Annotated in this window: 26 protein-coding genes and 2 pseudogenes; 4 read left to right on the top strand and 24 right to left on the bottom strand. The window is 40.7% G+C overall.

All coding sequences use genetic code 11. From position 1 onward, the window contains the following. Window positions 1-85: 85 nt before the first annotated feature. From AB4027_RS03355 to AB4027_RS03345, 3 genes are all read right to left on the bottom strand, one after another. Complete coding sequence (locus AB4027_RS03355) at window positions 86-739, bottom strand: YitT family protein (RefSeq protein WP_368645966.1); 654 nt, start codon at window positions 737-739, stop codon at window positions 86-88. 217 nt (window positions 740-956) lie between these two features. Then, window positions 957-1,757, bottom strand: a complete 801-nt coding sequence (locus AB4027_RS03350; RefSeq protein ID WP_091486437.1) for an SDR family NAD(P)-dependent oxidoreductase — start codon at window positions 1,755-1,757, stop codon at window positions 957-959. 64 nt (window positions 1,758-1,821) lie between these two features. Next, window positions 1,822-2,475: a YitT family protein gene (locus tag AB4027_RS03345; RefSeq protein ID WP_091486439.1), complete on the bottom strand. Its 654-nt coding sequence runs from the start codon at window positions 2,473-2,475 to the stop codon at window positions 1,822-1,824. A gap of 233 nt (window positions 2,476-2,708) precedes the next feature. On the opposite strand from AB4027_RS03345, the gene AB4027_RS03340 reads away from it, so the two are divergent. Further along, on the top strand, window positions 2,709-3,227 hold the full coding sequence (locus tag AB4027_RS03340; RefSeq protein ID WP_368645965.1) for a GNAT family N-acetyltransferase: 519 nt from the start codon (window positions 2,709-2,711) through the stop codon (window positions 3,225-3,227). A 105-nt stretch (window positions 3,228-3,332) separates the two neighbouring features. Next, window positions 3,333-4,118 carry a glutathione-dependent disulfide-bond oxidoreductase gene (yghU, locus tag AB4027_RS03335; protein ID WP_368645964.1) on the top strand — a complete coding sequence of 262 codons (786 nt, stop codon included), beginning with the start codon at window positions 3,333-3,335 and terminating at the stop codon, window positions 4,116-4,118. Window positions 4,119-4,349: 231 nt separating this feature from the next. Here the strand turns inward: yghU and AB4027_RS03330 are convergent, their stop codons facing one another. Continuing rightward, the gene (locus AB4027_RS03330) at window positions 4,350-5,261 is read right to left on the bottom strand and encodes an EamA family transporter (protein ID WP_368645963.1); all 912 of its coding nucleotides are present in this window, start codon (window positions 5,259-5,261) and stop codon (window positions 4,350-4,352) included. A gap of 236 nt (window positions 5,262-5,497) precedes the next feature. Here AB4027_RS03330 and AB4027_RS03325 point away from each other — a divergent pair, with 236 nt between their 5' ends. Further along, window positions 5,498-6,238: a gamma-glutamyl-gamma-aminobutyrate hydrolase family protein gene (locus AB4027_RS03325; protein WP_368645962.1), complete on the top strand. Its 741-nt coding sequence runs from the start codon at window positions 5,498-5,500 to the stop codon at window positions 6,236-6,238. 90 nt (window positions 6,239-6,328) lie between these two features. After that, window positions 6,329-7,807 (top strand): hypothetical protein, encoded by a 1,479-nt coding sequence (locus AB4027_RS03320; protein ID WP_368645961.1) that lies wholly within the window; start codon window positions 6,329-6,331, stop codon window positions 7,805-7,807. A 233-nt stretch (window positions 7,808-8,040) separates the two neighbouring features. On the opposite strand, the gene AB4027_RS03315 is transcribed toward AB4027_RS03320, so the two are convergent. The 20 genes and pseudogenes from AB4027_RS03315 to AB4027_RS03220 form a co-directional block, all read right to left on the bottom strand. Beyond that, window positions 8,041-8,283, bottom strand: a complete 243-nt coding sequence (locus AB4027_RS03315; protein WP_368646397.1) for a type II toxin-antitoxin system RelE/ParE family toxin — start codon at window positions 8,281-8,283, stop codon at window positions 8,041-8,043. Between the two features lie 58 nt (window positions 8,284-8,341). Beyond that, a complete protein-coding gene (locus tag AB4027_RS03310) occupies window positions 8,342-8,653 on the bottom strand; it encodes a type II toxin-antitoxin system RelB/DinJ family antitoxin (protein ID WP_368645960.1) in 312 nt (103 codons plus the stop codon). 107 nt (window positions 8,654-8,760) lie between these two features. Further along, window positions 8,761-8,985, bottom strand: coding sequence for an AbrB family transcriptional regulator (locus tag AB4027_RS03305; protein WP_368645959.1), 225 nt, complete (start codon window positions 8,983-8,985; stop codon window positions 8,761-8,763). A 124-nt stretch (window positions 8,986-9,109) separates the two neighbouring features. Continuing rightward, window positions 9,110-9,310, bottom strand: a pseudogene (locus AB4027_RS03300) (SufD family Fe-S cluster assembly protein); the annotation flags it as partial. A 17-nt stretch (window positions 9,311-9,327) separates the two neighbouring features. Further along, window positions 9,328-10,797, bottom strand: a complete 1,470-nt coding sequence (abc-f, locus tag AB4027_RS03295; protein ID WP_368645958.1) for a ribosomal protection-like ABC-F family protein — start codon at window positions 10,795-10,797, stop codon at window positions 9,328-9,330. 925 nt (window positions 10,798-11,722) lie between these two features. Continuing rightward, window positions 11,723-12,070: pseudogene (locus AB4027_RS03290) on the bottom strand (SufD family Fe-S cluster assembly protein); the annotation flags it as partial. Window positions 12,071-12,201: 131 nt separating this feature from the next. Next, a complete protein-coding gene (locus AB4027_RS03285) occupies window positions 12,202-13,092 on the bottom strand; it encodes a helix-turn-helix domain-containing protein (RefSeq protein ID WP_368645957.1) in 891 nt (296 codons plus the stop codon). Between the two features lie 401 nt (window positions 13,093-13,493). Continuing rightward, the gene (locus AB4027_RS03280; protein ID WP_368645956.1) at window positions 13,494-13,904 is read right to left on the bottom strand and encodes a hypothetical protein; all 411 of its coding nucleotides are present in this window, start codon (window positions 13,902-13,904) and stop codon (window positions 13,494-13,496) included. Window positions 13,905-14,063: 159 nt separating this feature from the next. Continuing rightward, window positions 14,064-14,477 (bottom strand): hypothetical protein, encoded by a 414-nt coding sequence (locus tag AB4027_RS03275; protein ID WP_368645955.1) that lies wholly within the window; start codon window positions 14,475-14,477, stop codon window positions 14,064-14,066. 20 nt (window positions 14,478-14,497) lie between these two features. Continuing rightward, window positions 14,498-14,863, bottom strand: a complete 366-nt coding sequence (locus tag AB4027_RS03270; RefSeq protein ID WP_368645954.1) for a hypothetical protein — start codon at window positions 14,861-14,863, stop codon at window positions 14,498-14,500. 11 nt (window positions 14,864-14,874) lie between these two features. Beyond that, window positions 14,875-15,237: a hypothetical protein gene (locus tag AB4027_RS03265; RefSeq protein ID WP_368645953.1), complete on the bottom strand. Its 363-nt coding sequence runs from the start codon at window positions 15,235-15,237 to the stop codon at window positions 14,875-14,877. A gap of 903 nt (window positions 15,238-16,140) precedes the next feature. Continuing rightward, entirely contained in the window at window positions 16,141-17,538 is a 1,398-nt protein-coding gene (gene sufB / locus AB4027_RS03260) for a Fe-S cluster assembly protein SufB (protein ID WP_368645952.1), read from the bottom strand. Between the two features lie 103 nt (window positions 17,539-17,641). Then, entirely contained in the window at window positions 17,642-18,112 is a 471-nt protein-coding gene (sufU, locus tag AB4027_RS03255) for a Fe-S cluster assembly sulfur transfer protein SufU (RefSeq protein ID WP_368645951.1), read from the bottom strand. Further along, the gene (locus AB4027_RS03250; RefSeq protein ID WP_368645950.1) at window positions 18,099-19,337 is read right to left on the bottom strand and encodes a cysteine desulfurase; all 1,239 of its coding nucleotides are present in this window, start codon (window positions 19,335-19,337) and stop codon (window positions 18,099-18,101) included. The genes sufU and AB4027_RS03250 overlap by 14 nt, the downstream gene beginning before the upstream one ends. Continuing rightward, window positions 19,334-20,632 carry a Fe-S cluster assembly protein SufD gene (sufD, locus tag AB4027_RS03245; protein ID WP_368645949.1) on the bottom strand — a complete coding sequence of 433 codons (1,299 nt, stop codon included), beginning with the start codon at window positions 20,630-20,632 and terminating at the stop codon, window positions 19,334-19,336. The genes AB4027_RS03250 and sufD overlap by 4 nt, the downstream gene beginning before the upstream one ends. Before the next feature lie 18 nt (window positions 20,633-20,650). After that, the gene (gene sufC, locus AB4027_RS03240) at window positions 20,651-21,424 is read right to left on the bottom strand and encodes a Fe-S cluster assembly ATPase SufC (protein WP_368645948.1); all 774 of its coding nucleotides are present in this window, start codon (window positions 21,422-21,424) and stop codon (window positions 20,651-20,653) included. Window positions 21,425-21,650: 226 nt separating this feature from the next. Beyond that, a complete protein-coding gene (locus tag AB4027_RS03235) occupies window positions 21,651-23,096 on the bottom strand; it encodes a phospholipase D family protein (protein ID WP_368645947.1) in 1,446 nt (481 codons plus the stop codon). Window positions 23,097-23,245: 149 nt separating this feature from the next. Then, window positions 23,246-23,947, bottom strand: a complete 702-nt coding sequence (locus tag AB4027_RS03230; RefSeq protein WP_368645946.1) for an SDR family NAD(P)-dependent oxidoreductase — start codon at window positions 23,945-23,947, stop codon at window positions 23,246-23,248. 660 nt (window positions 23,948-24,607) lie between these two features. Then, the gene (locus AB4027_RS03225; RefSeq protein ID WP_368645945.1) at window positions 24,608-24,988 is read right to left on the bottom strand and encodes a glycine cleavage system protein H; all 381 of its coding nucleotides are present in this window, start codon (window positions 24,986-24,988) and stop codon (window positions 24,608-24,610) included. 13 nt (window positions 24,989-25,001) lie between these two features. Then, entirely contained in the window at window positions 25,002-25,355 is a 354-nt protein-coding gene (locus AB4027_RS03220) for an arsenate reductase family protein (RefSeq protein WP_368645944.1), read from the bottom strand. Between the last annotated feature and the right edge of the window lie 48 nt (window positions 25,356-25,403).

Raw genomic sequence — 25,403 nt, 5'->3', positions numbered from 1 at the left:
CTAAATAGATCAAAAACTTGCGCCTATAATCCTTTATCAGCGTTTTTCCTTGGAACAGTAGACTAATAACATGAAAGAAATACGTCTAAGCTCTAACTTTCTCGACTACTCCGGTCTTTTTCAATATCGGCTGTGCTTTATTAATGAAGAAGCCCATCAGAGGACCGAAGATCAGCATACCGATCACTGTTCCTTCTCTTATCGATGGCGCTAAACCGTAAATCAAAGTCAAAACTACTGAGAGGACGACACTTAAGACATCGAACAGCTGTCTCAGGGTGCCGAATTTGAATGGAATGATCTCAGCCAGCGACATGCATAAGCTTTCTATGGGAAACGTTACTAAATCGATGGCCATGACGATACCTGTAGAAAAGGAAACTAAGACTAAGGCCACGACATACATGATCAATGACAGGATATAACTTTCAACAGCGAGCGTACCGAAGAAATCATAGTAGAAAAAGTTGACCATCGTCCCCAGCAAGATACTGAGTGGTATTTGCAGCATGTGTCTAAACCCAAAATCCTTCTTCAAGATGATCCATTGCCCTGCAACAAAACTCAGGTTCAAGATCATGGCAATCGTTCCTATCCTTATCCCGGTAACGAGTGATAATGATTGTGTCGCGGCGTCAAATGCACCGACCCCTACAGCTGCTTTAAGCATCAGCGCAATGCCTGAAGCTGCCAGAGTAATAAAGAGTGCCATCAGCGCCAGACTTTTATAAATTCTCATTCCATTCATCTCCACTTATTTATTTAAGGTTTCCATTATAATCAGATGATTCAGGCTTTAAATTTAGCCGTGTCTCTTGATTATACGACATGGAGATATTATTTCAACAGGCCTCTATCCTTTTCCTTAAAATTAGAGAGGGTTAGTCACTTTAACATGGAAAAAACACGTGCTCATCTTTGGCATTAAAGACGAACACGTGCTTTTAAGTGATTCATTAGCGCATAACAGAGCCGCCTGAAATCTTGACAGCTTCTCCAACGATGTTTTCTGCAGCGTCTGACAGTAAGAAGGCGATCGTATTCGCCACTTCTTTTGGCGTAGATATACGTCCAGAAGGCAAGTTCTTGCTTTCGATATCAAACTGTTCTTCAAAGCTATGGTTTTCACGTTCACCTTTTGAACGGATACCTGATCTTCCCATCTCGGTGTCGACATATCCTGGACAGACTGCATTCACTCGGACATTGTGTTCAATAGCTTCTAATGCAAAGGACTGGGTAAAGCCGTTGAGCGCGAACTTCGATCCGACATAAGCAGTTCCGGCATAGGTCCCTCTAAGTCCAGACAGAGAGGAGACGTTTACGATGGCCCCTTCGTTATGTTCTTTCATCGTTTTGTAAATTTGCTGAGATAAAAGGATGGGGACCGTGTAGTTGAGATGCATGATGCGCTCCAGCACGTCCTGAGTCAGCTCTTCTACTACACTGCCTCCCGAAATACCGGCTGAATTTACTAATAAGGTGATCGGTCCCAGTTTTTCCTGTGCCGTCTGCACCAGTTTATCTCTGTCATCTGCTTCGGCCAAGTCAGCAACGACCAGCTCGACTTTCGCATACGGCTGCTCGCTCTGAATCTCTTCTTTAAGCTGATTTAATACCTCTTCTTTTCTCCCGGTGATCGTTATATCCGCACCCATAGCGGCCAGTACTTTCGCCGTTTCGTAACCGATCCCGCCGGTCGCTCCGGTGACCAGCGCATGCTTACCCGTGAAAACGTTAGATGAAAATAAAGACATAGTATTCCTCCTTAGTTATTTTAAAATGGATCCAAAATCTTTACATACATTAACCTACTACTGACTACGTGCCAACTTCTTCAATGATCCCGTTCTTCGATAAGACGGGATGTACTTTGCTGATGAAAAACCCCATCATGGGACTGAAAATCAGCATGCCGATGACCGTCCCTTCGCGAACTGCTGGAGTTAAATCAAACATAAAGGTCAAGGATAAAGAAACAGCGATAAACAGGATATCAGCGATTTGCCTGATTACTGCGAACTTTAACGGCACTTTTTTCGTCAAGACCAGGCAGAAACTTTCGATTGGAAAAGTCACGAGGTCCAGCGTCATGACCATACTGACAGAAAAACTTGCCAGCACCAATGCCAGGATATAGACCAGCATAGCCACTATATAGTTACTGATCTGAACAAAGCCAAACAGATCATAATAGAAAAAATTGACTAGGATCCCGATCAGGATGCTTAAAGGGATCTGGAGAAACCGGGCAAAACCGAAATCTCTTTTCAGAACGACCAACTGCCCGAGCACAAAAGAAAGGTTCAATATCATTGCAATGGTCCCGATCTTAATGCCAGACAGTAACGATAAAGACTGGGTAGCGGCATCAAAAGCCCCGACACCTACCGCAGCTTTCAGCATAAACGTGATGGCCAAAGCCACAGTAGCCGAAAAAACTGACAACAGTGCATAGCCTTTGTAATTTTTCATTGTTTTCATCTCCAAATATTTTTAAGAAACTAAATTTATTTTTTATAGCTGTTCACCGTCAGTTTAGCACATCTGTCTCTCTAGTTCACACTCGGTGTTCGATAAATTCAATTTTACTGAGATGTTGTTCCAGAAACTTTTCACGAAATCAGAAAACTTGAAATAAATAAGAAGGTCGGATACTATTAATACACTTATGTTCAGTTTTAAAAAAAGATTTAGAGGAGATTATTATGGTTCAAAACGTTTATTTAAAACCTACAGAAAAAGAAGATATTGACTACCTGCTTACACTGATGAAAAATCCTGAAATTATGGATTACTGGTTCAGTGAACCGTATACCAACAAAGAAAAATTCACTGCTTCTTTCGATGAACGGCAAAAAGACGATTCCCTTAGACAATTCATCGCCTATGCGGATGATGAAAATATCGGCTACACCAGTCTCTTTCATATCAATCCGCGTCACCGGACAGCTGTTTTTGCGATCATGCTGGATCAGAACAGTCAGGGAAAGGGTTACGCTGAAGAAGTTGTTAGAAGCGTTGTCGATTACGGTTTCTATCAGCTGAACCTGAATAAGATCACACTTGATGTGGTGGATTTCAACGAAAAAGCTGTTCATATCTATCAAAAAGTCGGCTTCGAAGTCGAAGGCGAAAAAAGACAGCAGTATTTCATCAAAGGAACCTATCATAACAGTTTATCGATGGCCTTGCTGAGAGAGAAGTATGAAAGTATTTCAGCTTAGATAAAATCTATGCCCTCTCTCCAGAAAGTATCAAGCTGGCGGTTTTCTTGTTATAAAATCGGTTAATCAGTATACTTAATATATATCACATAAGGAGCGGATACTATGTCAGACTACGAAATACCGAAAGCTTGGGAATGGAACGAAGACGAAAAGAATCAGTTCGGTAACCAGCCGGTCGCAGGCAGCCGATTCGAACAGACCCTTCCAGTCGGTGAACATCCACTGCAGGTCTATTCATTAGGCACACCGAACGGGCAGAAAGTCGCCATCATGCTCGAAGAGCTGAACGAAGCCGGCGTCAAGGAAGCACAGTATGACTTATTTAAAATCCACATTGGTGAAGGCGATCAGTTCGGAAGTGACTTTGTCAAAATCAACCCTAACTCGAAGATCCCGGCCATGATGGATCATTCAACCGATGAACCGATCCGTGTCTTTGAGTCAGCTAATATCCTGTTATACTTGGCAGAAAAGTTCGACCAGTTCATTCCGACTTCTCTAGCTGAGAAAACAGAAATGATGAACTGGCTGTTCTGGCAGATCGGGGCGGCGCCTTATGTTGGCGGCGGGTTCGGCCACTTCTACAGCTATGCCCCGACGAAGCAGGAGTATCCGATCAACCGGTTCACAATGGAAACCAAGCGCCAGCTGGATCTGCTTGATATACACTTAGCTGATAAAGACTACATCAATGGTGACAAGTATACGATTGCGGACATGGCGATCTGGCCTTGGTACGGCCGTCTGGTTCAAGGGGATTTATACGGTGATGCCGCAACATTCTTGAAAGCTGACGAATACACGAACTTAAAAGAATGGGCTGACCGCATCAGTGAAAGACCTGCTGTGAAACGTGCACTGGAAATAGAATACAAAGCTATCAAATAGAAGCCGAATTAAATCACTAAAAACCTCGAAGTGTCCAAGTGACATGTCGAGGTTTTTATAGTGTAGAAAAGTATAAGCTTTTCTGCTTTCGATAATATTGTCTAGCAGAACGAACCTGTCTCCGTGCGAAAAAAGAGGAATGTACCCATTGCGCGCAAGCTGCTCATTCAGGGCACATTCCCTATTTTTCGCAGGAGCCAAGGCAGGTTCGTTCTGCTTTTCTTATCAGCTTTAAATATTGATTAGAATAAGTGCAATGATAGTCATAGCAATGGCCAGCTGGTTCTTAGGAGCCGGTCTTTCTCTGTAAATGAGCAGACCGCCTATATTGATCAAAACGATACTGCCCGCACTGTAAATCGGAAAAGCCACTGAGGTCTTCAGTGTATCGAGTGACAAGATCAGAAAGTAAGATGAAAACAGGTTCGGAATCCCCACGGCAAAACCTGTCAGGATATCACTCAACTTGACCTTCGCCTTTTTATTCACGGTATACGAGACACTGATCAAAAAAGCGACGAAAAATATCGTGAAAAGAAAAAAGTCTTTATAGTCATTCAAGGCATACTTCTGATAGATCTTGTTGGAAAATTCTGCCATGCCCCCAAAGATAAACAGAAGCAGCACGGTCGGTTTGAAATCGAATGTCTTGATCGACTTTTTAGACAGGTTGATCACAACGATCGATACTAAGGATAGTAGGATCCCTACCCACTGAACAGACGTCGGAAATTCTCTCCAGATGAGTATCGAGAAAATCATTGGTATAAGTATCCCTAACTTTGCGACCGTCCCGGATATCCCTACCCCATTGTCTCTGACACTTTTCTGATAGTAGACGAACGAGAGGAAAAAGAATATGCCGGCCACTGCGCCGATCAGGATCCCCCAGATGATACTGGAATACGGGGACAAGATGTGCTGATCGTTTTCCATAAACAATGCGACATCATCTATAAAAGGCATCTCACGGACTACGCCGTCCAATAGTCTCCTATATACGATCATGATCAAACTGGTGACAAAGGCGATAAAGTAATTGGCACTTGTAATCACATAACGATTTGTATCTGTATTTTCTGTGTATTTAAAAATAAGCGCGATCGACGCACTGCATAAAATGGCAAGAAATAAATAAAACATAGGCCCTCCTGGAATATCATCTTTTTCATCTGGATTTAGATAATCGGTTTTAAGTATACCATTTATTCGAAGCTAAGGAATCATTGATATGATGTATGATGAAAACTGAGCACGATTCTCCATTCAAGTATAACTTCAAACGTAAAATTCAAAAACATTTTTTTAAATGACTGAAACTATGATACGATAGAGATTAAAGAATCTGAACATTCAAGCGCTCGAAAGGATGACTTCACATGAAACCCGTAATAGGAATACCCGGAAATATTTTGACGAACTTTAGTCCTCGGTATACTAGTCTACCGATCACCTATAGGCCTCACGGATTTATCGAAGGTCTTCAGACGGCTGGTGCACTGCCTGTCGTTTTTCCTATTTCCAAAGAAGAGGATGCCAAACACTATGTTGAAAGTGTCGATGCCGTCCTTTTAGCGGGTGGACAAGACGTCTCACCTTTAACTTACGGTGAAGAACCTCATATTAAATTACAGGATACTAGTCTTATACGTGACCAGTTTGAAATAGCCGTCATTAAAGAAGCCTGGACTCAGAACAAACCGGTCCTCGCTATCTGTCGCGGCCTGCAAATTTTTAATGTCGCTTTTGGCGGGACCCTATATCAGGATGTCTCTCTTATTCCTGACTTAAACTTACAGCACGTACAAGAGTCTACTCCAGAAACGGCAGCTCATTCGATCACGATCGAAAACGATTCATGGCTGGGACAGTTATACGGAGCCAAAGCGCTTGTCAATTCCTACCACCATCAAGCAATCAAACAGCTGGCGACGAATCTTCGTCCTGTTGCCTGGTCAAATGATGGATTGATCGAGGCTTTTGAAAGCAAGGACGATCAGCATATTACGCTTGGTGTCCAGTGGCACCCAGAACTGATGATCCACAACAGTGAGGCAGCACAAGGTCTTTTCAATGCTTATGTAAAAACAGTCCGTGACTGGAAAAATAACCAGGATTGATTTTTTTATCAAATAAAATGCTCAATAGAATCTTTTAGAGTCTTTTTTATTTTATCATTTTATATCCACTCTAGACGAAAGGAGAAATCATTGAAAAACAATTTTAGTGCAAAAGCGCTCGTGCTCAATCCGATTATTGTGATTCTTTATATCATCTTCTGCTCTATCCTTCTGAACTTTTTTGAATATGGCGGCACAGCTAGACGGGTACCCGTTCTTATTGTCATTGCCGGAAGCTTACTTGTCTGGTTCCTTTTGTGTTTGTTCTTCAGAAAGAGAATCAGAAAGCGAGCCCTTGACCAGTCAGATACTTTCAGAAAAATGAGTGCTTACTGGTTCTGGTTTGCAGTTGTTTCACTTATCGGAATGACTGTCTATACAGGCTTTCAGACGTATCAGATCTCACAATGGTGGGGAACGCCACTTCACCGAAAAATTCGTGAATGGCAAACAGAGACGACGATAGATCTTGAAGAAACAGATATTATCAGTCAGGGTCTAGACGGTCTCTTAGCTGAAATCGATGCCGAAATCGATTTGCCGGAAAAACTTTATGCTTATTCAACCGTCGAATTGGAATTCAACCGAAATGGAGACATTGAATCCCTTTATATGCCAGTAGTAGGGGAAAACGAGGAAGGACTATTCGAAAGTTTTCTTATTACGTCTACTTCCAACACCAATCAGCTCACCGTACTGAGAAATGAACCACAAGACACTTATGACACGGACGAGGATTGGCTCCTTTCTCCCCTTGTTGACACGGTAGACCAGTTACCTATTAGCGAGCTGATAAAAGAATGGCCTGAAGAAGAAATTTTTGGTATTTATTATGCGGGTTATAGAACATGGGGGTACAATACAGAGGGCATTTACTATGTGGAAGACAATGGTCCTGTAGCACTTGAGACAGCCAACGATGAGATCATTGGCTATACCGTTTCCTTATTCCTGCCGGGAAGAACAAACGACACGACACCAATGCGCTTTATTGATCGCTCATTGAGTGGTCCAGCAGAGAGTCAGGCACGTGAAACTGAACGTGAGGTATCTCTGGGCTATCAATTGGACGACCGTCAACAGGAGGTATATTTCCTGACTAAGGAACTGGGATACCGCCTGACGGTCACTGATGCGGCTACTGGAAGCCGTTGGTACGGATTAGACCGGACCGCTGACGGAGGGATGATTTGGGAAACTGTGAATCCTGATCCATTTGACGGACGATCTGGCGAAAGCTCAGGCATAGTCTTTTTTGATGAAGCCTTAGGTTTTTTCATCTTGTCTATGAGAAGCCAGTCTGAAGCAATTCTTTTCCGTACAGACGATGCTGGAGAAGTGGTATCTGCAGTCGAGTTTCCGGATCCGGATGTGTCCATGAATGATAGTGAAGAAGATGTCTCTTCGCCAATACCTCAACTCCCTTATGAAGAGAACGGTTCGCTGTTCGTTCGGCTTTATCCAAACCCCACTTCAGAATACATGCATGACACCTATTATCTATACCAGTCTGATGATGCCGGGACAACTTGGAACTTTGTAGAAGTCATTGAGGGCAGTGAGGATTGATCTTAAACTAATAAGAAGTTCATACTCGTTATCTCGACGCAATAAAGCCAGAAACAGATTTTACACTGTTTCTGGCTTTTATATATCTTATTAACCTACTGATCCATGCCTCTTGTCACTGATGAGACACAACAGCATATTCCACTTTGCATTCTTTAGTGAAAGCTTTAACGGATCCCATGACGCTTAGTTCTCTTCTTGCAAGTCACAATCTTGTTATTTAAATACCTTTATTAGTCCTTTATTAGTCGATTATAAATCGTTACTACTTGAACTACTTTCTGACTCTCTTCCACATAATAGAGAATCAAGTAATTATCGACTATAAGCTTGCGAATGTCTTTCTCTGGAATGAGATCATATTCTTCAGAAAATTTCGGTGCACGATAAGGATTTTCTTTCAGAGACAGAGCTGCCTCTGTCAACTTGATTTCTAAATTGACAGCAGCAACGGGACTACCTAATTCATCAGAAATGTAAGCCTAAATATTTTCTAAGTCTTTCAAAGAACGTTGAGTGAGGAAGACTCTATAGTTATTCATTTTCTAGTGTTTCCTTTTTCTTATTCAATTGCTTCAAATACGATTCTGCGTCTACTCCTCTATTTGATTCAGCATCAGCTATCCCCTCAAATACTCTAGCTCTAATTTCCTTTATTTCTTTCTCTTCAGCCGTTTCATTCGTAATTTCGAAAGGGAGCTTGTTTTGTTTAACGACTTGATCCAAAAACAAATTAAAGGCAGTGGTCAAATCCAGCTGCATATCAGATAATACTTTCGTCGCCTCTTCCTTCAATTTTGCATCTGTCCGGAAAGACACTCTCGACTTCTCTTCAGTTTGGGACATATATAGCCCTCCTTTCGATCTGTGTGTCTATTGTACACCAAACAGCCACACAAATCCATAACGTAGTCTCGTTGGTCACCGGGTAACCATTAATATCATGCCCCAATTCAGACTTCTTCTCTTCCCATTAACCGTGCATCGTCTTCAAACTCATCTTCGAATCGTAAATCTCCGTTATTATCCACTGCTTCTCTAAATATATTCTTCATTTTAGGAACATACGTGAGGCTACCCATCTCACCTTTAATAGCCACATACTCTTGGTCAGATTTAATGTTGAACTTACTAGGAACTGGCAATAAGATCGCATTATCTAATTTCCTCGTTTTCATATCAGCTCACCCTTTCTTCTAATTTATTTTTATTATATCGTATACCAAAAGTTATTATTGCTCAATAACTTTAGGACGCAAAAAAGAAGCGAAGACTTATACATCTTCGCTTCTTTTAAAATTTTTAACCCACTGATCCTTCCATCTCAAAACTGGTGAGACGGTTGAGTTCAACGGCGTATTCCATTGGAAGTTCTTTGGTGAACGGTTCAACGAAGCCCATAACGATCATTTCTGTCGCGATTTCTTCGTCGAGTCCTCTACTCATGAGATAGTAAAGTTGTTCTTCTGAAATTTTAGATACTTTCGCTTCGTGTTCAAGTGACTGCAATGTTAGTATTTCTAATATTCTTTTAGTATCAATTTATTATCCTCTATCTCCCAAACTTCATCAGCGACTTTTTTCATAAAATAATTGTCATGTGAGGTGAAGATGACAGTTCCTTTATATGCGTTTAATAATTTTTCCAATGCCTCTATAGTCTCAACATCTATAAAATTAGTTGGCTCGTCAAGAATCAAGACATTGCTTGGATCCGTAAACAACTTAGCTATAACTAAACGAGTTTTTTCTCCGCCACTTAAGTCCATAGTGCATTTATTAATAGCGTTTTGATCAAATCCTAAGTTATTTAATATAGCTCGAATAAAGGATTCCTGATATTCTGTCTCGTTCATTAAATAATCTATCACTGATTTCTTTTCTATACATTTATAATCCATCTGATTATAAGTAGAAAATTTTACTTTTGGAGATAAAGTAATTCCCTCATTATTTTCGATAATATGTTGTAATAAACTTGTTTTACCTGACCCATTAGGTCCGGAGATTCCGATTCGCTTCCCTAGTTTAAACTGGAAGTCCACATTATCCAAGATAACCTGGTTTCCTTTTTCAATGATAACTGCCTCTCCCATTATTGGAAAGGGATTGTGAATGTCAATTGTTTTGGTATCTGGGAAATGAATCTTTTGTACCTTGGTAATCTTTTCAATCTCGTCCAAATTATCAATTCTCTTCTCGATGGCTTTAGCTGTTTTTTGTGCTGCTTTTTGAACAGTACCTTTTTCCTTTGAAGAAGCAAGGCGTCCAGGATTTATATTTTTATTTTTCTTCTTTTGACTTACTTTACTCATTTTCAGAGCCTGTCTCTGTTTTTTTAAAACTGAGTCTTTCAAACGCAATTTTTCCTTTTGAAACTTTTCGTATTCACGCTCTTGCTCAAGTACATCGTGTTCTTTTTGTTTCAAATAACTGCTGTAATTGCCATTATAAACATTAACAGACCCGTTTTTGACTTCCCAAATGGTGTGAACAACATTATCCAGAAAACTCCTATCATGACTAACAACAAGCAATGTTCCATAATAGTAGGTTAATTCATTGATTAAATACTGTACACCTTCAGAATCTAGGTGTGTGGTGGGCTCATCCATCAACATTCCAGTCGTATAATTAGAAAATATCTCAGCCAGTCTTGCACGTGTGTCTTCGCCACCACTGTATTTCGATGCTGTATAATCAGGAACTTTAAGTCTAGATATTAATTCCGGATCCACTTTTTCAAAATTTGTATCACTAAAATGATCGATTTGCTTAAAATACTGAAAATCAGAAATTACATACACCTGTCCCTTGTCTGGCTGAGTTGATTGATTGATAATATTTAACAATGTACTTTTACCTTGTCCATTCTCCCCTACGATACCAATCTTTTCGTTTTGATAGACTCTCAAATGATCAATGGTCAATATTGTTTTACCATTATAGCTCTTTTCGATATCCTTTATATCAATTGCTAATTCTTGCATAGTTGAACACTCCTTTGAAAAAGGCCGTGTTCTATACTTCAGAGGGAGCATTCCTACTAATTTTGCGTAACAAAAAAAGAGATAGACCTGCTATCTCTTTCGACAAATAGACTTTCTCTGTTGAGAAATGAAAAATGGATAAATTGCTCCCTTGTATCTGTCATATAAACAGGACCTTGAATAGTTATTAAATTAACGATTCAAAGTCTCAAGTCGCAATCTCATTTTACATTCCTCCTTAAATTTATTACCTTAAATATATCATGTATTAATTTAATTCGCAAAGTATTGACTATATAAATTCACAAAATCTTTCAAAAATCTGATCTCGTATTGGCGTTTATCCTTACAACATTTCCTTGTTTAGGCTTATGACCAATAGTTTTATATTCCGTTTTAGACCTCCTCACTTCCAATTTAATGAGTATCTACTTCAAAACTAGCTACTCACCATATATCTTCAAAACTATCAAGTGCATCTACAAAAACATTCCATATAAATTAATACCATCGTCAGTCTACGAACACATTTATATTGTCTTCGTTTTCTTCTGCATACCATTGTAAGTCTATAATTTCATGAATGGGATAGTCAGTTTCGTCAAAAATAGTTAGGTCAAAACGCAGAGCTTACTCTGATAAATAAGGAATTTGACTTTATGTTAAGGGTTTATTCCAATTGACATTAAACTATATTTCCTCATCAAGTTTACCATCTGAAAAAGAGTCGATTATCACCGGATCAGCAGAACCGCTTCTTTCAGTTTTACTAGATCCACTAGTCTCAAAACTATTTTCGAGACCACTTCGTACGACTACTCGTTATGAACGAGTCCCTAAAAAGACTGACCAGTCTTTTTTTCCTTATTAAAGCTCTTAAATATAGGAAAAAGCCTCGCATCGCTGCGAGGCTTCCGGTTTTTTATTAACCTACTGATCCTTCCATCTCATAACTGATGAGACGGTTCAGTTCAACGGCGTATTCCATTGGGAGTTCTTTGGTGAATGGTTCAACGAATCCCATGACTATCATTTCCGTCGCGGTTTCTTCGTCGAGTCCTCTACTCATTAGATAGTAAAGTTGTTCTTCTGAAATTTTAGATACTTTCGCTTCGTGTTCGAGTGACACGTTGGAGTTGTGGATCTCATTGAATGGAATGGTGTCGGATTTCGACAGGTCATCCATGATAATGGTGTCACACTCGATATGTGAAATAGATCCAGCTGAATCTCTGCCGAAAGTGACTTGACCACTATAATTAACGGTACCTCCTGCTACTTTAAAAATAAGCTATCCCAGATATTGAACTCGTTTGCTCCACTGGCGGAAGGTTCCCACCAAAAGGCTTCACACTAATTAATAACATAGACATCATCAATAAAGCGCACATTGTTTTTAATATCTTAATCATCAGAATCTCTCCTTTCTTTAATCTCTAAATTAATTTCATTGATTTCAATTTGAGTAAGATTTTTAAATTGTTCATTATTCTGTACGACAAACAAACTAAAAGCTATTTTGTAATACTCTTTTGCTTCTGAGTAATCTTGCATTTCCCTAAATATTCTTCCTTTTTGATAGTAAAAATCTCCTAATAGGTATATAGAAGAGTTCTCAACTAACAACTCAATTCCTTCATTAATCATATTTAAGGCTTTTTTTATATTTCCAACTTCTAATGCTGCCAAAGAATAATTAAATAACAGTTTAGACTTAATAAAATAATTATTGTTATTCAACTCGAATAAATGTTGCAACCCTTTAGTAAAGGCTTCTATCGCATTATCATATTCTTCTCTCAAATAATACAATCTTCCTATTGCGTTTAAAATTTGTATAGAGATTTCGACATCACTCTCAAACAAAGGAAGATTATTTAACATTGCTAATGCTCTATCACTATCTTTTGTTTTGTGATGATATAACGTCGCCTCAATCCATTTAAAAAACAGAATATTACTTTGGTTTTCTAATTTTTCAATATTAAATTTATTAGCTTCTATCAAATATTCAATAGATCTATAATCACGTTTCTCAAGGTATTTTTTTATTATATCAATAGTCATATCAATCTTTACTTCTTCATGTTCAATTTCAGAATAATTGCTTTTTGAGAAAAAATCTCTTGATAGATTTAATTTTTTTGCTATTTTTTCAAGTTTTTCACTACTAGGAATTACCTCATTATTTTCAATTCTACTTATTAATGCCTGGACACATATTCCTTCAGCAAGATCTTTTTGCGTCATAGAAAGTTCTTTCCTTTTTTCTTTAACAATTGTTCCTATTTTCAATCTTCAAATACTCCCTTATAAAAAAATGATTATACTTTGATATACACCACTGCAAATATTTTAAGTATTGTACTGTGTTGATTTTCTTATTCAACATTTCCATTTCTATTGAATCAAACCCAAATTAAGACTGTTAAGATATTCGATTTAATAATAATTCATGAAATAGTTCATGAAAATCCCCTTTATAGCTGTATGAGAAATTTTGAACTCTCTGTTTACTATAAAGGGACTATATCTATAGGTGCTGAAGTTGGTTTTAGAAATAAAAATTTTTATCAACAGTGACAGTTTTTATGTTTATTCTGCTTTTCGAAACCACTTCATCATCTTTTTGAAATGTGAGATCACTGTATCATCTATTCAAAAATTATCTCTTACTGCATCTAAACGAGGTGAAATCAATTGAACTCAATTGATTCATCCAACAGATAGACTTTAGTATTCAATTCTATATCACTTTCCTCATCTAAAAAAAGTCTAGGCCCTATAATACTCAACTCGTAAACTGTATCATCCGCTTCGATTCGGAGTAAATCTTCTGTGTGCGTTAATTCGTACTCTTCATATAATTGATCTGGTTCAAAAGGAAACGGGTATCCGTCGGGAAGTTTTGGTATGGATTCTCTGTTAAGTATCTTCATTCCTTCTTCGCTAAATGTGATTAATGGAAGTTCATTCATATCGAAACTAAATACTTCTTCTTCCTCCAGAATGGGTTTCACTTCTACATTTTCTTCAGATGTACAGCCAGTCAAAAATGAGAGACTGAGTAAAGTAAAACCAATAAATAGTTTTATCAATCGATTCATTTGCTTAAACCCTCCATGTTTTATCCTGAATAATTCATAGCTCTACATTTGAATTTGTTTTCCTAAATGATTAATCATTTTCTGAGAATTTTTAATCACTTTGCATTAAATGATCCGTTTTAAGACTGTTTTCTCTCTTAGTGACTGTCCAAAAATTCCTTACTCGTCTATAAATGCTCTAGTAGACATCAAGTTCAAACTGTTTTCTTCATCCCAAAAAACTCTAGGTCCTAGCATTTCCAGTTCATAAACGCCCTCTTCTATCGTAACAGAGAATATATCAGTTTCTTCATCAAACGCAACAGTGTAGTCTTGATATTCAGTGTAGTCCTGATCTTCCTCTGTTTGCTCAAATGGTATTTCGTAGTTATCAATGTATTCATTTATCCCGTAGTATACCATCCCCGATGGATAAAAGCTAAGTAATAGTCCACCATTTTCTACGGTTAATTGAACTGGCTCTTCTTCAATCGAGGCCTTAAATTCTTCATCAAACGTAATTTCATCTTCTGAATTACAAGCAGTCATCAATAAAAGAGAAAGAAAAAAAATACCGAGAACTCTTTTTTTCATTTTAAAAACCCCACGCTTTCCTATTTGTCTTCTATTACCCTAGCAGGCATTGGTAAATTTCCTCCAGAATAATTTGGGTGATAAACCCATCCCTCATATAATGCACCATATCTACCATCAGTCCTATTGGTCATAGTAAGATATCCTCTATATAGTACTCCAAAAGCTGAATAGGTTACTAATTTGGTCCTTTCTGGAAATGAAGCACTAGTTAATAAAAATTCACTTCGCCAAATCCTATAAGGCTGATCACGTGGTACTGAAGCCTGTTCTATAGTGTCAACCTCTAGAGGATCAAGCGTTTCGGCACTAACATCATTTGAAAAAATCGCTAAAGTTAGGACAGCAACTAATAATACGAATATTTTCCTTGGCATTTCACTCATTTTATTGCCTCCTAAAATTTATCATCTAAAAGAAGTGGCACACTAGGTCCGCTTCTTTTTTGAAGTAATCCTACATATGTAGCTCTGTAAAAACTTTTATCTTGATAAAATTCTTGGAGAGTAACGTACCCAACATAACCGTCTATAATCTTATATATTCTAGTAGGGAAGGGTCTATACACATAGCCATTTGTTCTATCCATATTGTAAACACTTAAACTATAATTCTCATATATGGTGAACGCTTTTGTTATTGTTTCAGAATTGGTGCCTACTAAATCACTAGCTTCTAAGTTTTCTTCAGCAATAGCAATTTGATTATTGTGAAAATTAAAATAGCTAAATACTGCTATTAGAATTAATAATTTTTTCATAAAATCCTCCAATTAAAACCTATTTACTTTTATCTAATTTATTAAGTATTAGATTCATTCCTGAATAATTCATATCTCTACATTTTAACCCTTTTTCTTAAAAGACTAATTGTTTCTTGATTAATTTTGACCATTATCAATTAAAAGCTTCTTTTTAAGATTGTTTTCTTCCTTGGTAAACCTCCAAGAAAAGTATGAATTATTCAGGTTTATTATACTTCATTAAGGAACTCATTTTTTCAGACATATTATTACCCCCTCAAGCTTAAGATACTCATAGCATATCATTAATATTAATTAAAATCAATAAAATATTAATATTTTGATATTTATATTGATTAATATTGATATTTTAATATCATTTATGGTTTTAAATTATTAATAAAAAAATTAAAGATACTATTTCTTCTATATGAATTTTATTTGTTTTATTCAACGCCTAGCTTTAGTTTATAGTTTTCAAAAGTCAAAAATAGCTAATTCTATCTTGTTGGTCTTAGCTTCTTAGCATTCAATAACTTTTTTAATCAACAGTATGATATAAATTCTCATAAATATAAAGAAATCGGCACTAAACAAGATAACTTATTGTTTTAAATCAATTTCTAGTGCTTCCTGACTTTTATAAAGATTGTCTAATGTCAATGCATAGTAAAATATTTATAACAATTAATACCTAGCAGTTTAGTACTGGCATAAACGAATCAGTAATATTAAAGGCCTCATTAGCTTCTTCGTGCTGATTTTTAAGGTAGTTTATTCTACATTTTCATTCAATCTTCTGTATTCAAGTCTATGAAAATATTACCCAGATTAATTTTATTGCAATTTTTTTACATAAAAGCATAGAAAAAGTCTCGAAACGCTTGTAATTCAACGCTTCGAGACTTTCAATTTTTATTATTAACCCACTGATCCTTCCATCTCATAACTGATGAGGCGGTTGAGTTCAACGGCGTATTCCATTGGGAGTTCTTTGGTGAACGGTTCAACGAATCCCATGACGATCATTTCTGTGGCGGTTTCTTCGTCAAGCCCTCTACTCATTAGATAGTAGAGTTGTTCTTCTGAAATTTTTGATACTTTCGCTTCGTGCTCGAGTGACACGTTGGAGTTGTGGATCTCATTGAATGGAATGGTGTCGGATTTCGACAGGTCATCCATGATAATGGTGTCACACTCGATATGTGAAATCGATCCGGCTGAATCTCTGCCGAAGGTGACTTGTCCACGGTAGTTCACGGCTCCGCCATCTTTAGCGATCGATTTAGACACGATCGAGCTGGACGTGTTCGGTGCGTTGTGGATCATTTTCGCTCCAGTGTCCTGAACTTGTCCTTCACCGGCCATCGCGATCGACATGGTCGTTCCGCGTGCACCGCGGCCGTTCAAGTGGATACTTGGGTATTTCATGGTCGTTTTCGCACCAAGGTTGCCGTCGACCCATTCAACGGTTGCGCCTTCTGCGGCATGTGCACGTTTTGTGACCAGGTTGTACACATTATCGGACCAGTTCTGGATGGTGGTGTAACGGCAGTAGGCATCTTTTTTAACGATGATCTCAACCACTGCGGCATGCAGTGAGCTGGATGAGAACGTCGGTGCGGTACAGCCTTCAACGTAGTGTACACTTGCGCCTTCGTCTACAACAATCAGGGTACGTTCAAACTGTCCCATCATTTCGTTGTTGATACGGAAGTACATCTGCAGTGGCACGTCACACTTAACGCCTTTAGGGACGTAGATAAACGTTCCACCAGACCATACGGATGAATTCAGTGCAGCCAGCTTGTTATCTGTAGGAGGTACCACTGTGCCAAAGTGCTCTTTAAAGATTTCAGGATATTCTTTCAATGCGGTATCCGTATCAGTAAAGACGATACCCAACTTTTCAAATTCCTCTTTCATGTTGTGGTAAACCACTTCGGATTCGTACTGAGCACCTGATCCGGCAAGGAAATTTCGTTCTGCTTCCGGCACACCTAAGCGGTCAAACGTTTCCTTGATTTTCTCAGGTACATCGTCCCAGCTGCGTTCCGGCTTGTCGCTGGCTTTTCGGTAGTAAGTATAGTTGTCAAAGTCGACGTCTGACAGATCTGCGCCCCACTCCGGCATCGGACGGGATTTATAATGTTCATAAGATTTCAAACGGTAGTCAAGCATCCACTCCGGTTCTTCCTTACGAGCAGAAATGTCACGAATAATGTCTTCGTTCAAGCCTTTACCTGTGTCGTATACTGCTTCGACACCTTCGTCATGAAAGCCGTATTGGTATTCATTTTTCTCTGGTACTTGAGCCATGTGTTTTCCCCTTTCATGCATGACACTCGGCAGCGAAGCTGTTTATGCGCAAACTTCGCTATCGAGAGTATTTCAGTCTCTGTTTTCAAACAACCAATTAAATTTAGTCGTCGTGTTTCAATTGTCCGTCGACACCGGTCTGGTCTTTATCAGCCAAGGCTTTTTCCAGAGCTTTCCAGGACAAGGTCGCACACTTGATGCGTGCGGGAAACTTGGCTACGCCTGAAAGCATCATGGCGTCGCCCAAGTCATCTTCGTGTTCAGGATCTTCCCCTTGAACAAGTCCTGAAAATTCCTTGGATAACATCAACACTTCATCCAGTGACTTGCCTAAGATGGCATCTGTCATCATGCTCGCGCTTGCCATTGATATGGTACAACCGCTACCGTCGAAACGGACATCTTTGATTATGTTGTTTTCTAATTCAAGTTGGACCTGGATCACATCCCCACAGGTCGGGTTTTTGAGTTCGATCTGTGTGGTGGCTTTATCCAGCTCGCCGCGTCTGCGCGGGTTCTGTGAGTGGTCAAGAATGACTGCTCGGTATAATTGATCTAGTTTAGTTAAGGCCATATGAGAAAAACTCCTTTGTGGCTATGAGTGCTTCAACGAACTTATCTGCATCGGCAAGCGTATTGTACAAGTAAAAGCTTGCACGTGCCGTTGCCGGCTGAGATAAACAGTTCATCAAAGGCTGCGCACAGTGGTGACCGGCTCTGACGGCGACTCCTTCCATGTCCATAGCGGTCGCTACGTCATGCGGGTGTACACCGTCGATGTTAAAGGCGATCACACCGGTACGGTCTTTAGGATCTTTCGGTCCAAAGATGGTCAGTCCTTCGATTTGTTCCAGTTTTGGCATCACATAGTCTACGATTTCTTGTTCATGGTCCATTATCTCACGCATGCCAATGCTTTCCAAGTAGTCGATGGCTTTCGCCAGACCAATGGCACCGGCCATGTTCGGCGTGCCTGCCTCAAATTTCCACGGGAGTTCTTTCCATGTACTGTCTTCTAGTCCCACAAAGTCGATCATTTCTCCGCCAAATTCAACGGGTTCGATTCGCTCGAGCCATTCACGCTTGCCGTACAAGACGCCGATCCCTGTCGGAGCGAGCATCTTATGACCGCTGAACGCGTAAAAGTCTGCATCCAAAGCTTGGACGTCAACAGGCATGTGGGGCGCGGCTTGAGCACCGTCAACCACCATCACGCCGCCCTTGTCATGAACGAGTGCTGCGAGTTCCTTGATCGGATTCACCACACCCAAAACATTTGAGACATGCGTCAGCGACACGATTTTTGTTTTATCGGTTATCTGTTTACGGGCATCATCCATATCGAGCTGACCGTCTTCAGTCAGTTCGATGTACTTCAGCCTCGCCTGCTTGCGCTTGGCCAGCTGCTGCCATGGAATGATGTTGGAGTGATGTTCCATATAAGAGATCACGATCTCATCACCCGGTTCAATAACGGCTTCACCCAGGCTTTGAGACAGCCAGTTCAGTCCGGTCGTTGTGCCGCGTGTAAATAGAACCTCTGCCGTTTCCTTCGCATTAATAAAATGTCTGACTGTTTCACGAGCATTTTCATACTGAGTCGTTGCGCGTTCAGCCAGTGTATGCACACCGCGGTGAACATTCGCATTCGACGTGCGGTAGTATGCTTCCAATGCATCTAAAACAGCGGTCGGTTTCTGTGACGTTGCCGCATTGTCCAAATAGACTAAGGGTTCATCGTTGATGACTTGATGGAGGATCGGAAAATCCGCTCTCCACTTTTCGCTTTGGATGGTCATCTAGAAGTCAGTCTCCTTTCGATCGTTTCGACTAGTTCATCGCGAACGCCTTTCAGTGGAATAGCTTGGATCACTTTACCTAAAAAACCACGGATAACTAAGCGTTCTGCTTCTTCTTTTTCGATCCCGCGACTCATAAGGTAGTACATTTCTTCCGGATCGACACGTCCCACACTGGCTGCGTGTCCAGCGGTTACCTCGTTTTCATCGATCAATAGGATCGGGTTGGCATCTCCGCGTGCTTTGTCAGAAAGCATCAGCACACGAGATTCCTGCTGGGCATCTGCCCCTTTGGCCCCTTTCAGGATATGACCGATACCGTTAAAGGTCAGTGTTGCACGATCCAAAATAACGCCGTGCTGGAAGATATTGCCTTCCGTATGGTTGCCGTAGTTTTCTACTTTGGAATCGATGACCTGAACTTGACGTCCGCTGCTGATGCCAACAGCTTTCAGGTCAGTCGTTGATCCTTCGCCGACTAAGTCTGTATCAAAGTCAGCTACCACATTCCCGCCGTTCATGACACCAAGCGCCCAGTCGATATGCGAGTCACGGTACGTGTAGCCTTTACGGGTAAAGTAAACCGTTGAGTTCTCACCCAGCTGGTCTACCGCACTGTATTTCACTTGTGCGCCTGGTTTGGTGATCACTTCGACGATGATGTTCGCAGCATTTTTCTTGTCGCCTTTAGTCAGGAACTTTTCAACGTAGTTAAACCTTGAATTGCTGTCCGCATACACTAATACGTGCTTAACAAAGGCATCTTCCACCAGACTGTTCTGGATAAAGACGGCTTCAAACGGCTCGTCGATCTCCAGGTTTTTAGGTACGTATAAGAAGAGTCCCGAGTTCATGAATGCGGCATGGAAGGCGGCGATTTTGTGTCTGTCAGGTTTCACTGCTGTCGTCATGTACGCTTCTTTCACCAGCTCAGGATGTTCTCTCAAAGCAGTATGAAGATCCGTAAAGATGACGCCTTTTTCTTTCAAAGATTCCGGCAGTGTTTCGATCACCGTGTCGTTGCCTGTTTGAATCACACGATTCGCATCCGCTTTGTCTTCGATGAATTCAAATGGATCGATATCTTTTGCTGATGGTGCGCCAGTCAAATTCGGTACTTGCCAAAGCGGCCAGCGGTTGTAACGCAGACGCTCGATAACAGGCGGTTCCAGTTCGTCGATTTTATCTAACGCATCCAGACGCATTTCCAGCATCCACTCCGGTTCCTGTAAGCCGTGAGAGAAGGCTGTTAAAGCATCTTTATGCGCTGCATATTCACTTACTTTTGTTTCCATGTTATGCCTCCTCCACACTTATTCTTCGTCAAGTTCGATGTCTAGTCCTAATTCTTCCATTAGACCTTTATATCCTTCTGCTTCAAGCTGCTGAGCCAGTTCTGCACCCGCAGTTTTCACGACACGTCCGTCCATCATGATGTGAACGACGTCAGGTGTAATGTAGTTCAAGAGACGCTGGTAGTGAGTGATGATCAATGAGCCGAAGCCTTCGCCGCGCATTTCATTGACGCCTTTTGATACGACTTGCAAGGCATCGATATCCAGTCCGGAGTCGATTTCATCCAGGATCGCAAAAGTAGGTTCGATCATCATCAACTGAAGGATCTCGTTACGTTTTTTCTCTCCGCCAGAGAAGCCTTCGTTCAAGTAACGTTCAGCCATTTCTTCCGGCATATCTAATAGAGCCATTTTTTCGTCCAGTTTTTTCAGGAATTCCATAACGCCCATTTTGTTGTCTTCGTCACGACGTGAGTTGATCGCCGCACGCATGAATTCAGCATTGGAGATACCAGCAATTTCACTTGGGTATTGTACAGCTAAAAATAGACCGGCACGTGCACGTTCGTCTACTTCCATTTCCAGGATATTTTCGCCGTCTAAAAGAACTTCGCCTTCAGTGACTTCATAGCTTGGGTGGCCCATGATCGCTGCTGAAAGGGTCGATTTACCTGTTCCGTTTGGTCCCATGATCGCGTGGATTTCGCCTGTCTGCATCTTCAGGTTCACGCCTTTTAAGATTTCTTTGTCTTCAATGGATACATGTAGGTTCTTGATTTCTAAAACTGCCATTATGACTCTTCCTTTTCTAAGAGATTTTTTATTTTCTTTTGTTATTTTAGTGTAATTGAGAATGTTATTCAAGTTACCGTTGCCGTCATCCTTACTGTTGACCAGAGTGATGTTCCGACATCTATCCCCGTTTATAAGAATTACTAATTGGAGAATGGAAGTTTCTATAAAAAGCAACTGGATCTATTTTAAAATCATCCGTTGCTTTTCTGTTTCACCTCGTCAGTTAAATCAAATCTTCAAGCAGCCAGGCCAGGGGTCGAAGCAAAGGAGTCAGGAGGCGTTGTGCCAAACTGGCCGTTTTACCATTCGTTTCTTCTCCATTAGACGATGACCCATCAGCATGTATCTGCCTGCTTTTTTCAATGAAACTCTCTTCTGCTTCAGTTAGAAGTTGTTCGGCTAAGGCTTCACTTTTCAAAATAACCATCGATTCAGTGCTCAAGTAGGTACTTCTTGCATCAAAGTTATAAGACCCTATCGCACTGACCTCCTTGTCGAATACCCAGGTTTTTGTGTGCAGTGAAGATTCTGTCGGCTGGTACTCATAGTAATCTAAAAATGAATCGATAAATAAGGATTTTCTATTTTCAGTTCCAAGCTGACCGATCGGATTATTGTTCGTCGACATGCCGTTCGTCAGCATCAATCCTTCTGACGTCTTAAAATCTGTTTCTCTGAACTCTTCCCGCATTCGGCTGTTGGGGATCACCCAGGGACTTTGTATAAAAAGATGACTGTCTGCCCGACTGGACAGTTCCAGCAGATGACTCCAGACATATGGCTGCTTGAAACCACGGGTAAGTTCATTGTGAACGTGATATCCACTCTCAATGGGCATCGTACGGCTTGTCCAGGTTTCCAGTGAGGTCAAGGCGCCCCGCTCTTTAACTTCTTTTCGATGATCCGCATAAACCTGCTTTAGTTCAGCTGTTTTAAGGCGTGCTTTTTCCCCGCTCCAGTCAAAGAATGACCGGGCATCAAGATCGACCGCATACTCACTATCGAACAAGTCACCATAATAGGCACTCAACTGATCAATGATCCCCGTCTCCTCTGTCTGGGTCTTCATCAGAAAAATATCCCGATCATGGGAATACGCGACATCCTGGCTTGTACGCTCATAGTACAAGTCACTGATATTGCGTCCGCCGTTGACAGAATACTTATTATCAACGAGGAGCAGTTTATCATGCATCCGGTTATTGATACGCCAGGGAGCAAGCAGGACTGAAGGGATCGGTTCATGCAGTTTGAATTCGATGTTCGGGTGGTCATTGAAGGCATAAATGACGTCTCTTTCATCACCTCTGACCCCATGAGAAATACCATCCAGCAGATACCTGACCTTCACTCCTCTATCTGCTGCAGCTAACATGTAAGCATGGAAGAGATCCACACTTTTTCCTTTTTTGGCGTAATAGTAAGCCACATCGATCGTTTCCTCAGCTGAATCGATCAGATCCAGGCGGGCACCAAAGGCCTCAATACCATATTCCAGCAGGGCTACTTCTTCAGACGTCTCTACAAAGGCAGGTTCAACGTCTACATGTTCAGGTGCGGGCATCAGTACTGGCCAAATGATTGCTGTAACGACCACATAAACTAAATAGACCGCCAGAATCTTCCCAAGTGTCTTTAAAATTTTTATAAGCGCTTCTTTATGTTTCATCACATATCCTCGATTCCAGTCTTTTTCTTCTATTAGTGTAACGGATATGAGGTAAAATAACATCATTTTTTATGATAACCAAAGCCCCGATATATCCATACGGGGATATATCGGGGCTCTTTTTTTAATCAATCAATTAATGTGCCGTCTTAATTTTTAAGTTTTTCAGCGATGATCGCGGCCGCTTTTTTTGGCATGAGCCGGGACAGGCGGTCCATCATTTTCGCATCACTGCCGACCATAACGCGATACTGGTTGGCTTCGATGGCATCGATAATGATCGTCGCCGCATCCGAGGCGCTTGTCAACTTATACTCTTTTCCTGAATCCCCGGCTTTTGATTCGCGTACCACTTTAGAGTTTTCCATGATATTCGTTTTGATCGCACCCGGAAAGGCCACTGTCACTCCGACATTCGTATCCAGCAGTTCAGAATGGAGACCTTCTGTCATCAACTTGACAGCTGCTTTTGAGGCCCCGTATATCGACTGGCCTGGAACAGGAAGAAAGCCCCCCATACTGGAGACATTCAAGATATGACCTTCTGGACGCTTCAGCAATTCAGGCAGAAAACTTTTAACTATGTAAAGTGTCCCGTAGAAGTTGATGTTCATGACCTGCTCGATTTTGTCGTATCCCAAATCATTGACATCGATAAACGGCTGGATCACACCTGCATTGTTGATGATGCCATCCACACTGCCATGGATCTGTTTGACTTCACTGACTAAATTTTCAATTGCCGGTCTATCTGTAACGTCAACAATATGTGTAGAAAATTGTTCTCTATGGTCAGGAGCCAAACGGGCTGTTTCCAGTATAGCTTCCTCGTTGATATCAAGAGCAGCCACGCGTGCACCTTATATGTACTCATGCTCATTATACTACAGGTTATTGAGAGATAACAGTTATCGTGTAAAGGTTTACATTTCGTTTCAGAAGCATATTATCACAGGTTCAGCTTTTCTGCTTTAAGCAGATCATCTCTCAAGGGTGCTGCATAGGCGACTGTGCCTATGCAGTCATATCGACTAATACCAATGAGAGGTTAAAAGGTCTTACTGGCTGTGAAAATGATTTGAGCTGTAGCAATCAGGCCTTGAATAGGGTTACCCACCGCTTGTTTTTCTTGGGCAATGCCAATGAGGGTCTCATTCGGCGTACTCCATCATTTTTAGTCTGCAGCACGGCTAATATTGAGCTCATTGGCATCAGTCATCGACCGCGTTGATTTGAGTAAGGGTATTTCGTGGTTCATTAGCACTATTCAAGAAAATCTATTCTGGAGTGATGCCAATGCCCGCCGCATTCGACTTACTCAGTCACTCCAGGGCCGCAGTAAACCTAATCATGAGCGTATTGGCATCACCCAATTTATTATCCCATTGGAGCGCGCGGAATGACTCGCTTATTCACCCTGCTGAAAGAGCAGACGAGCGCGGGCAATACCTATATGACCGTGAGAAGTAAAAAGAGCAGATGTCTCTGCTCTTTTCCTCTTATTCTTTCTGCTAACGTTCTTCTGTATCGTCTTCTTTATCGAAAACCAGTTCAGTATCCAGTGTTTCCCAGACTCCGGGAGCTATATCTGTAACAGCAAGAATCCAGTTCTTGTCTCTGTCTTCTTTGTTCAGAAGATCCGGCTCATCTTCCAGTTCCGTGTGTTTTTCAATGACTTTAGCTGCAAAAGGCAATGTCAACTCAGTCACTGCTTTGGCCCCTTCCACATTGATGATAGCATCGCCTTTGTTCAAGTTGCCATTGTTTTCAGACACTTCTGCAAACATGACTTCTCCGACATCGTCCTGCCCTTTTTCTGATAAACCGATACGGTAATCCGTGTCATTTGTTTTTTCGATCCAGATCCCGTTCTGATGATATTTGACTGTCATTTTCATTACTCCTTTATTTTGCCCATACGTCAGCATAGGTTTCTTCTTTGAATCCGACGGTGAGTTTGTCCTCATTCAGTGCTAATGGACGCTTAACGACCATCCCGTTGGAAGACAGCCATTCAGCGGCTTCTTCGATACTCATCTCCGGAACTTTCTCTTTTAAATTATTTTCACGGTAAACATTGCCGCTCGTATTAAAAAAAGATTTCACTGGACGGCCCGATTCCGATAAAAGCTTTATCCAAGTTTCTTTGGATGGGGATGTTTCCAGTAAATTTATGAATGTATAGGGAATCTCCCGTTTTTCCAGCCACTTCTGGGCCTTTTTGCATGTACTGCATCGTGGATGACAATAAAAGTCCACTGCTATTCCTCCCTGTAGTCCATTTCTTTATCTTTCTTATTATAGCTT

Origin of the sequence: Alkalibacterium putridalgicola, assembly GCF_040959045.1 — a bacterium.
Classification (GTDB): Bacteria; Bacillota; Bacilli; order Lactobacillales; family Carnobacteriaceae_A; genus Alkalibacterium; species Alkalibacterium putridalgicola.
Note: the sequence above shows the minus strand (reverse complement) of the source record. Positions and strands in the feature narration are given on the sequence as shown.

Excerpts from the sequence above, each read along its gene's own strand:
- AB4027_RS03250 (WP_368645950.1), bottom strand. The coding sequence starts at position 19,337 with ATGACCATCCAAAGCGAAAAGTGGAGAGCGGATTTTCCGATCCTCCAT.
- AB4027_RS03330 (WP_368645963.1), bottom strand. The coding sequence starts at position 5,261 with ATGTTTTATTTATTTCTTGCCATTTTATGCAGTGCGTCGATCGCGCTT.
- AB4027_RS03350 (WP_091486437.1), bottom strand. The coding sequence starts at position 1,757 with ATGTCTTTATTTTCATCTAACGTTTTCACGGGTAAGCATGCGCTGGTC.
- AB4027_RS03355 (WP_368645966.1), bottom strand. The coding sequence starts at position 739 with ATGAGAATTTATAAAAGTCTGGCGCTGATGGCACTCTTTATTACTCTG.
- AB4027_RS03275 (WP_368645955.1), bottom strand. The coding sequence starts at position 14,477 with ATGAAAAAAAGAGTTCTCGGTATTTTTTTTCTTTCTCTTTTATTGATG.
- sufU (WP_368645951.1), bottom strand. The coding sequence starts at position 18,112 with ATGGCCTTAACTAAACTAGATCAATTATACCGAGCAGTCATTCTTGAC.
- sufD (WP_368645949.1), bottom strand. The coding sequence starts at position 20,632 with ATGGAAACAAAAGTAAGTGAATATGCAGCGCATAAAGATGCTTTAACA.
- AB4027_RS03305 (WP_368645959.1), bottom strand. The coding sequence starts at position 8,985 with ATGAAAACGAGGAAATTAGATAATGCGATCTTATTGCCAGTTCCTAGT.
- sufC (WP_368645948.1), bottom strand. The coding sequence starts at position 21,424 with ATGGCAGTTTTAGAAATCAAGAACCTACATGTATCCATTGAAGACAAA.
- abc-f (WP_368645958.1), bottom strand. The coding sequence starts at position 10,797 with ATGCAAGAATTAGCAATTGATATAAAGGATATCGAAAAGAGCTATAAT.
- AB4027_RS03225 (WP_368645945.1), bottom strand. The coding sequence starts at position 24,988 with ATGACAGTCAAATATCATCAGAACGGGATCTGGATCGAAAAAACAAAT.
- yghU (WP_368645964.1), top strand. The coding sequence starts at position 3,333 with ATGTCAGACTACGAAATACCGAAAGCTTGGGAATGGAACGAAGACGAA.
- AB4027_RS03280 (WP_368645956.1), bottom strand. The coding sequence starts at position 13,904 with ATGAATCGATTGATAAAACTATTTATTGGTTTTACTTTACTCAGTCTC.
- AB4027_RS03325 (WP_368645962.1), top strand. The coding sequence starts at position 5,498 with ATGAAACCCGTAATAGGAATACCCGGAAATATTTTGACGAACTTTAGT.
- AB4027_RS03310 (WP_368645960.1), bottom strand. The coding sequence starts at position 8,653 with ATGTCCCAAACTGAAGAGAAGTCGAGAGTGTCTTTCCGGACAGATGCA.
- AB4027_RS03235 (WP_368645947.1), bottom strand. The coding sequence starts at position 23,096 with ATGAAACATAAAGAAGCGCTTATAAAAATTTTAAAGACACTTGGGAAG.
- AB4027_RS03265 (WP_368645953.1), bottom strand. The coding sequence starts at position 15,237 with ATGAAAAAATTATTAATTCTAATAGCAGTATTTAGCTATTTTAATTTT.
- sufB (WP_368645952.1), bottom strand. The coding sequence starts at position 17,538 with ATGGCTCAAGTACCAGAGAAAAATGAATACCAATACGGCTTTCATGAC.
- AB4027_RS03270 (WP_368645954.1), bottom strand. The coding sequence starts at position 14,863 with ATGAGTGAAATGCCAAGGAAAATATTCGTATTATTAGTTGCTGTCCTA.
- AB4027_RS03345 (WP_091486439.1), bottom strand. The coding sequence starts at position 2,475 with ATGAAAAATTACAAAGGCTATGCACTGTTGTCAGTTTTTTCGGCTACT.
- AB4027_RS03340 (WP_368645965.1), top strand. The coding sequence starts at position 2,709 with ATGGTTCAAAACGTTTATTTAAAACCTACAGAAAAAGAAGATATTGAC.